This window comes from Bifidobacterium sp. M0404, assembly GCF_016101415.1.
Taxonomy (GTDB): Bacteria; Actinomycetota; Actinomycetes; order Actinomycetales; family Bifidobacteriaceae; genus Bombiscardovia; species Bombiscardovia polysaccharolytica.
Map to the genome: position 1 here is coordinate 1 of NZ_JACFQP010000010.1, position 8,236 is coordinate 8,236.

The 8,236-nt window shown below is 56.1% G+C and carries 6 protein-coding genes; 4 read left to right on the forward strand and 2 right to left on the reverse strand.

The features are described 5' to 3' along the window. Window positions 1-208 precede the first annotated feature (208 nt). The 4 genes from H3T93_RS08970 to H3T93_RS08985 all read left to right on the forward strand — a co-directional run bounded on the left by H3T93_RS08970 (window position 209) and on the right by H3T93_RS08985 (window position 4,708). Window positions 209-940 (forward strand): ABC transporter ATP-binding protein, encoded by a 732-nt coding sequence (locus H3T93_RS08970; RefSeq protein WP_029676375.1) that lies wholly within the window; start codon window positions 209-211, stop codon window positions 938-940. After that, on the forward strand, window positions 937-2,973 hold the full coding sequence (locus H3T93_RS08975; protein WP_144178668.1) for an ABC transporter permease: 2,037 nt from the start codon (window positions 937-939) through the stop codon (window positions 2,971-2,973). The genes H3T93_RS08970 and H3T93_RS08975 overlap by 4 nt, the downstream gene beginning before the upstream one ends. Before the next feature lie 44 nt (window positions 2,974-3,017). Further along, window positions 3,018-3,647 (forward strand): ABC transporter transmembrane domain-containing protein, encoded by a 630-nt coding sequence (locus H3T93_RS08980; RefSeq protein ID WP_176694612.1) that lies wholly within the window; start codon window positions 3,018-3,020, stop codon window positions 3,645-3,647. A gap of 134 nt (window positions 3,648-3,781) precedes the next feature. Continuing rightward, a complete protein-coding gene (locus tag H3T93_RS08985; RefSeq protein ID WP_082097671.1) occupies window positions 3,782-4,708 on the forward strand; it encodes an ABC transporter ATP-binding protein in 927 nt (308 codons plus the stop codon). A gap of 121 nt (window positions 4,709-4,829) precedes the next feature. Here H3T93_RS08985 and H3T93_RS08990 read toward each other — a convergent pair whose 3' ends face one another. Together H3T93_RS08990 and H3T93_RS08995 are read right to left on the reverse strand one after the other, a co-directional pair. Continuing rightward, window positions 4,830-5,426 (reverse strand): recombinase family protein, encoded by a 597-nt coding sequence (locus H3T93_RS08990; protein WP_015021179.1) that lies wholly within the window; start codon window positions 5,424-5,426, stop codon window positions 4,830-4,832. A gap of 1,406 nt (window positions 5,427-6,832) precedes the next feature. Next, the gene (locus H3T93_RS08995) at window positions 6,833-7,588 is read right to left on the reverse strand and encodes a Sir2 family NAD-dependent protein deacetylase (RefSeq protein WP_144178666.1); all 756 of its coding nucleotides are present in this window, start codon (window positions 7,586-7,588) and stop codon (window positions 6,833-6,835) included. Between the last annotated feature and the right edge of the window lie 648 nt (window positions 7,589-8,236).

Genomic DNA, 8,236 nt, shown 5'->3' on the forward strand with positions numbered 1-8,236 from the left:
CAGATACCCCAACACCACACTCTGACCAACACACAACCAAACCCACACACAGAACCTAAAACAACGCGTTTAGTTCCTATAGGCCGACTTTTAACCGTCACGCAAGCAATACTTGTATTGCGTCTCAGTGTAAAGTTCGCTGTAGCTTTTCGCGTTGTGGATTCGTATGGTGCTCGGGGTTTCGTCGGGCTGTGGATTGGGGTTGGGTATGGCTGGTGAGTTTCTGTCCCTTGAGGGTGTCTCCTATCATTACGGTTCGGGCGGGGCCGGCATCACCGACGTGTCCCTGCAATGCCCGCCTGGGTCGTGGACGGCGATCATGGGGCCCTCGGGCGCGGGCAAGTCGACCCTGCTGAATTGCGCCTCGGGCCTGCTGCCGGTCGACCAGGGCTTGGTGCACATCGGGCAGCATGACCTGGCCCGGATGGGAGAGGCCGACCTGACACGTGTCAGGCGTGACCTGATCGGGTTCGTGTTTCAGGACTACAACCTCGTCGAAGCGTTCACATGCCTGCAGAACGTGATGCTGTCCTTCCTCTTCGGCGGGCCGCGCATCGAGGTCGACGACGCCGTGCGGGCCCTGCAGGCGGTGGGTCTGGATGGTTTCGCCGACGTCTATCCCTCGGACATGTCGGGCGGGCAGCGGCAGCGTGTGGCGGTGGCCAGGGCTTTGGCCTCGAGGCCCTCGGTCGTCTTTGCCGACGAGCCGACGGGCGCCCTGGACACCGCCGGCTCCCAGCTGGTGCTGGACGCCTTCGGCCAGGTGGCGGCGCGGGGGTCCACGGTGCTGATGGTGACCCACGACCCGGATGTGGCGGCCCGTGCTGGCAGCACCGTGTTCCTGGTCGACGGCCGCATCCACTCGGTGTGGTCGGGCTGCACGGCCGAGCAGCTGGCCATGCACCTGGCCGAGACCACGTTGAGCGGGGCCGACCGGTGAGCGCGGGCATGGCCTCCCCGGCCCAGCAGGCGAGCCGACCCTGGCGCAGGCGGCCAACAAGGGCCAGCCTGTCCTTCTCCCTGGTCAGGGCCCACCGCTCCTCCTACTGGATCATGTGCCTGGCCGTGTTCGCCGCCACGACCCTGTCCTGCGCGACCCTGCAGGCACGTCAGGCGGGCCTGGCCTACGACGGCCTGCACGGCCTGGAGGGCCTGAACGCCTACCACCGCATTCTGACCAAGGCCTACTACGACCTGGCATTGAACACTGTGTCGCTGATCGCGCTGGTGTTCTGCCTGCTGGTGACGGTGTTCCTGGTCCTGTCATCGGTGTCCTTCCTGGTCCAGGAAAGGCGCCGGGAATACGGCCTGATGCGGCTCAACGGCGCCTCGGGCAAACAGGTCGTGGCCATGGCCCTGCGAGAGTTCTCCCTGCCCCTGGCCCTGGCCGACGCCGCGGGATGCCTGGCCGGATCCCTGCTGACCGTTCCTGTGGGCATGGCCTTCATAAGGGCCATGGGCACCACGGACATCGACCTGCTCTTCCACCCCAGGGCCCGCCTGTGGGTGGCGGCCGTGGCCTTCGCCCTGATGATGGCGGTCTGCCTGCTGGGCGTGTGGCTGGCCACGCGCAGGTTCGGGGCCGAGACCCCCCTGAAGCTGATGACACAACCGGCCGTCAAGGACAAAAAGGCCAGCCGGTTGCGGATCGTATGCTCCCTGGCCCTGTTCCTAGCCTCTATCACGGTCGCCTTCATGCCGGTCGACCGCTCGGAGTTCTACGACCGGCTGCTGGGCTTGATCGTCCTACTGATAATCACCGTGTACGTGGCCGCCCCCCTGCTGGTCCCCCCGGTAGCATCCCTGCTGGGCCTGCTGGCCGAAAAAACCGCGGCCGGACCGGGCCTGCTGGCCCGGCAACGGGTCCGCAGGGGCAGGGCAGGCGCCACGGCCATAGCGTTGCCGGCCATGATGGCGCTGACCATTCTGGTCTCCTTCATCCTCATCATGCAGGCGGGCCGCATGAGCTCGGTGGTGCTCAGCATCGAGCCCATGAAGGCCGACGTGGTGGCCTCCTCGGACGACCTGTCCCAGGCCGGCAGGATCTCGCGCACGCTGCAGGGGCTCGGACGGGAGGTCGGCACAGCCGACATCTACCAGACCCAGCAATGGGTCCTGACCGACAAGCACGGAAACATCCAGATGGACACCTTCCCCCAGGTCACCTGGGCCCAGGCCCGTGACCTGGCCGACCCCAGCCACAAGGACACCGCCCCCAAGGTGCTCCAGGGCAGCCTGGCCGACCTGGGCGCCGGCAAGGTGGCCATAAGCAGAGCATACGACAACCAGCGCAAGCCGGGCGACACGATCACCCTCATCGACCGCCACGACAAAAGACACCAGGTCCAGGTCGTGGCCGTCATCGAGCCGCCCAAGACCACCCCCCACGTGAACATGGACATGCTCACGACCGAGGATGGCCTGCCCAGGGAGGGCGAGAACGGCCGACTGTACGCCTTCATCACCGCCCGCGACCACACCCAGGCCGACGACATAGCCCAACAGATAAGGGACACCACCCACAAGATCACCGCCTTGAACAGGCAGGACTTCATCGACGACTACATCAAGACCAGCATCAAGGAGCAGCAGGGAACACCGCTCATGATAGCCGGCGGCACCATCCTGGCCCTGATATTCCTCGTCCAATCTATAGCCATAGGAATCAGCGAACGACGCATGCAGAACCGGCGCCTCAACCAGATGGGCGTCACCCGCGGCGCCCTCGCCTGGTCAGCGGCCATCGAGACCACACTCGACGTCACCGCCGGCATCATCCTCTCCCTCGTCGCCGTGGCCATCACCGAGGCATCCGTGGCGATAAGCTTCGTCCGGGACGGGGTCGGCATACAACACACACCCATCATCGCAGACATCTTCCTACCCATGTCCCTCCTGCTCCTGGCCGTCGCCATAGCCACCACCATCCTCTGCACACGCCTCACCCACAAGAACCAACCCACAAAACACTAGAGGCCAGGCCAACCATGAACTTTATCCACGTCGTCAGGAAATACATGCCGGGGCACATTCTTGCATACACGGCAAGCCTTCTGCTGGGAATCCTCGCACAAGCGGTCGTCCTGCTGCAACCACAGCTCAGCGGAGCCCTCATAGACGGCGTGCAACAACACAAAGCAATCGTATTAATCGCGGTGCAATTGGGAATACTGTTCATTCTTGGCGCTGTATTGACAGCAATCCAGCAAGCCATACTAGGCACAATAGGGGAGAAATCATTATATTCCATTCGCAACAGCATGGTCGACAAGTTTTTCCGGATGAGTTTGCTTGATAGGGAACAGAAACCTCCGGCCTGGTATTCGCAAAGAGTTTCCAATGATGCCGCTTTGATAAAGTCGGTTCCATCGCAATTCCTCTCACTGGTGCAAGGAATAATCCTGATTGTAGGTTCAGGGGTGTGCCTTGTGTGGCTTGACCCCATTTTCTTTGTGATAGTTCTCATTCCTGCAGGTTTTTCAATATCACTTATGCTTATTGCAACTAAGCCGGTAAAAAAACTGCAGAACAATCTGCAGAATGCAACAATGGACATGACCTCGACTGTGCAGGAAGCCGCCGCTTCCATGAGAACACTTGAAGCCTATAACTCTATCGACCCGGAAAAAACAAGATATATGCCATAACAGGGCAGGCTTTTGCCTCCGGGAGGAAACTTGTTTGGTTATACAGCAGTTTTGCGCCTGTCAACCAGATTTTGTCAAAGCTGGGAAACATAGTCGCCATCCTATACGGAGCATATCAAGTTGCGTGTGGACAGATGGAATTCACATCGCTAGTCATGTTCTTGATGTACTTTTCCTACTTCTCAACAGCGATCAATTCAATAGTGTCTGCTATAGGGCAGATGCAACAAGCCATAGTCGGAAGCCAACGAGTGGATGAATTCTTTACGGTGAAAGAACAGCAAGACGATTCAGCAGGAACGGTGCTTAGCCTAACAAAGGCTCCAAAAGTGACTTTCAAGGAAATCAACCATAGGTATATCGACCAAACAGAGAATTCGCTAACCAATGTTAGTTTTACCGCTCCTCCAGGGAAAATAACGGCACTGGTTGGAGAATCAGGCGGCGGAAAAACAACATGCTTGAGCTTAGTCGAACGGTTCTTCCAGCCCACCAATGGGCAAGTAACCGTCGATGGTTCCGATCTCGCTGGCCTTCACATGGAGAAGTTGAGAAAAGACATCGCGTATGTGGAACAAGACCCCTGTATCCTGACGGGAACCATCAGAGACAACATACTACTTGGGAACAACACGGCAACAGATGATGAAATATCTCAGGTGCTTAAACGTGTCGGCCTCGAACTCGACGGCGTATCAGATGCACAGCTCCTGGATAGGGAAGTGGGCCAGTCTGGTTTAGCCTTGTCGGGCGGTCAAAAGCAAAGAATTGCCCTGGCCCGTGCCTTGATTAGAATGCCCAAGCTTTTACTCATGGATGAGCCGACATCCAACTTAGACGGTCTGGCTGAGGAGACTATTGCCAAACTTATTCGACAGAGATTCGGAAACACAACAGTTCTATATTCAGCCCATCGCCTCTCACTTATTCTTGAAGCCGATTGGATTGTCGTTATCAAGAACGGTAGGGTCCTGGATGAAGGCAACCATGAAGAGTTGCTGGGTAGATGCGACTACTACAAGCAACTGATTGCTTCACAGGAACAGCACACCACCAAGTGAAAGGTTTCAATCTGCCTTAAACACATCTGCTGCAATTGGTTTTATCAGTTCTATAGACCAGAATTACCCCCTGAAGCACACCAACGTCCAAATATTTCACTTCTCACAGATGATATTCTTTTCACTCGTTATCATTTAATGAATCATATCCGTTAAGTTGTTCAGTGCCATCAGATTTAATCGTCTTGTATATCGTTCCTCGGGAGACATTAAAGCGCTGCGCAATCTCCTGGACTGTAACGCTCCTGGACTCGTAGAGCTGCCGAACCATGGACTTATCGCTCTTGCTCAGCTTGGGACGCCGCCCACCAACCCTTCCCCGTGACCGGGCAGCCTTCAGACCGGCGGTGGTTCGCTCACGGATTAGGTCACGCTCAAACTGGGCCATGGCGGCGAACACGTTGAACACCAGGACGCCACCAGGAGTGGTTGTGTCCATCTGCTCGGTCAGAGATTTGAAGCCAACACCCATATCCTGCAGACGGTTCATGATATCGACCAGGTTCTGGACGCTGCGCCCCAGTCGGTCGAGTTTCCATACCACCAGCACGTCACCCTCTCGCAAAACATCAAACATACGGTCGAGTTCAGGACGGCTGGCCTTGGCTCCTGAAGCGTGATCAACATAGCATCGATCACACCCGTCAGCCTTCAAAGCATCGACCTGCAGGTCCTCGTTCTGGTCCAGGGTGCTGACCCTGGCATACCCAATCAGCATGCGCAAGCCCCTCCCCCATATGGATACGCCGAATCCTTACCCGTATACGGTCCCTCCTTGGGACAGATACGCTCGTCAAATATCTGCTTGCCATAGGTAAAAATAACCAGTGAGAAAACGCCACATACGATCCACCACAACACATTCCTGCTCTGAGGGAAATCGGATATCCTCGAATCATTGCGCCACAGCCAATATGCCATAATGCCCCCGAGGAGCATATACGGCCATGTTCGCAAGAACCATCTGAGATTCAGGGCTCCCCTGCACCAATCCCAGGAATAGTATCCAAGAGCCACATCTTCTACCAGAGACATAGCTATTATCAACCAAGACACATCAGCCGACAACGCCACCGCCCGTGTCATCAAAACCATTAACGCGGACAGATAAAGCAGGTGTCCGCCACAAACAACCATCAACACATCCCGACTGTTCCCTAAAGGATCTTCTTCAGGTCGTCGATAAAAAAGAATCCAAAGGACGGCAAGCAAGCCGGCCAACATCAGCCACATCGCTATCCCATTCAGCGGCTGAATCTTTCCCCCGACTACACCAGGCACTATCGACACAGCTACAAGCGCTATATACAAAGACAGCCAGACCTGTACACATTTGCGTACCAGTTTTTTCAGACCATATTGCCGAAGCGCATCGCGACTCCATGAGTGTTTCAAAACCCGTCCTTCCGTCCATCAAATTGTACATTGATTTTTAGACGAGTTTTGAAACACTCAATTCAACAAAAAGAATCAAATTCTCCAGGAATCACCATTTGTTCCAAAAACGGTCGTTTTTCCGCTGGCGAGAGGCGCCGGTGCTTTCCCCGATGAATTTGGACTCGTGATCATGTCTTTCAGGCGAGTTTGAGCTCGGCTATTACACGTTTAATCTACTTGGTGACTATCAGAGATTTAGATTCGATATTGGAAGCGTCGGAGCTCTGTTGGGACAAGGCATTTCAGGCTTAGGCTCTACTAAAAGTATGCTATCGGGGATGAAAAGGCTCCGCTGGGATGTATGGCTGGAAGCCAGCGGGGTACCCATTGATCATTGTGGCGTGGCCATGGGTGTTTTGGAGCAAAGAATCGACTCTGCCGGCGCTGATTAGGGCATGTCCAGGGCATCATACTTTGCTCGGGCGGGAAGACTTTGGCTTCCGGAGTCGATTCGCTGTCCTTCTTCTGGGGCAGATGTTCGCTTCCTGATGCAGAGTATCCGCGTGATAGGGGTGCCGGGGTTCCAAAACGACGCTGACAGGGGACCGGTACAAGTGGAGTCTGTCTGTAGTGAGACGGAAGACGGCTCAAAGATTGCCATAGTGGGCCCTGCAGGTTCTTGCAGGGCCCATCAGAAACCTGCAGATCGCAGATCTGTTCCAGTAATTGCGCGGAGCGATTGGGGAATCATCCTTGTCCGGCGATGGTTTTGTCGACGAGTTTGGGCAGTGCCTCTTCGATAGGTTCGTGGATGAGTCGGGTTGCCAGGGAATCGTATTGGGTCGAGCCCATGTTCATGATGGTGATTGGCACGCCCGCCTGGGCTGCCACCGGCACCAGCGAAGCAGCTGGATACACTTCCAAGGTGGACCCAATCACCCAGAACTGATCGGCCTGAGTGGCCAGCCTCATGCTCTTCTCCATGCCTCCTTCGGGCAGGGCTTGACCGAAGTAGACCACATCAGTCTTGATGATGCCATTGCATGGCATGTTGCCTTGGTAGGGCATGGGCTTGTGGCAGTGCGGATCGGGTTCCTGATCAAGCTTGGCCATGATGTCGGCCGTCCGATATGCCTGACCGCACTTCATGCAATGGGAGCTGCCGATGGTCCCGTGAAGGTTGACGATGACATCCTCGGAGTTGCCGGCTTTCTTGTGGAGGGCATCGAAGTTCTGCGTAGCCAGCAGGTTCAGCATGCCTGCCTGCTCCAGCCTGGCCAGTGCCTTGTGCGCTACTCCGGGCTGGGCCTTCCAGACTGGTGACTCCTTCTGCCACCGCCATGAATACTCCCGCTGCTTCCGGTCACTCATGAACAGGTCCAAGTCATAAACGTTCATCTGATCGGGATGCTTGGTCCAAACCCCGTCAGGCCCGCGAAAATCCGGTATGCCGGCGGAAGTCGAGATTCCCGCACCGGTCAGTACTGCAATTGTTGTGCTCATACAACCGTCTTACCATCCGTCAACAGAATCCATGACTCGCAGACCAACATAGTGCGCGAACATACATCTATATCAACATTCATATTCGTAGGCTGTGGATGACTGGCGGTCGAGAACGGAAGGTGAACTCCGCATTGGATACAGCCGACTATGAGCAGAGTTCAAAAGGACTATGAAGGGACTAAGCCGACACGCCAATGGCGCTGAGACCCGATCGTCACTTTGTGAATAAAATGTGTGCATGAAGCCGTGGCGGTGTGATGAAGTCCAATCTTCGCGACGTCTAAAGTTAAAAAGGGACATGCAACGACACGCCGTCTGAGGGCTTGTTATAGCTTGTTTTGAGGGTCTTTTCGGAGGGGCCGGGTTGCGTTTTGCCCGGCTCGTGGTAAGTTTATCTCTTGCTGCTCAACACGGCGGTTCTTCTTCCGAGAGAAAGCTGAACGCTTGTTGGTGTGGTGGTGGTTTGAGAACTCAAGAGCGTGTTTGTGCTACTTATAGCTTTTTGATTGCCAGTCCGATGCCCGCCCGGCTGTTGTCGGGTACGTGGGAGCGTTGTGAGGGGTGTCGGGGTTTTTCGTGGGTTGGTTTCCTCCTTATGGAAGCTGGCCCGTCAATTATTGATGTGGGCTGTTTCGGCCTTCTTCA

What these genes read in the sequence shown, in the direction of transcription:
- H3T93_RS08970 (WP_029676375.1), top strand. Translation starts at nt 209, where the DNA reads ATGGCTGGTGAGTTTCTGTCCCTTGAGGGTGTCTCCTATCATTACGGT.
- H3T93_RS08980 (WP_176694612.1), top strand. Translation starts at nt 3,018, where the DNA reads ATGCCGGGGCACATTCTTGCATACACGGCAAGCCTTCTGCTGGGAATC.
- H3T93_RS08985 (WP_082097671.1), top strand. Translation starts at nt 3,782, where the DNA reads ATGGAATTCACATCGCTAGTCATGTTCTTGATGTACTTTTCCTACTTC.
- H3T93_RS08990 (WP_015021179.1), bottom strand. Translation starts at nt 5,426, where the DNA reads ATGCTGATTGGGTATGCCAGGGTCAGCACCCTGGACCAGAACGAGGAC.
- H3T93_RS08995 (WP_144178666.1), bottom strand. Translation starts at nt 7,588, where the DNA reads ATGAGCACAACAATTGCAGTACTGACCGGTGCGGGAATCTCGACTTCC.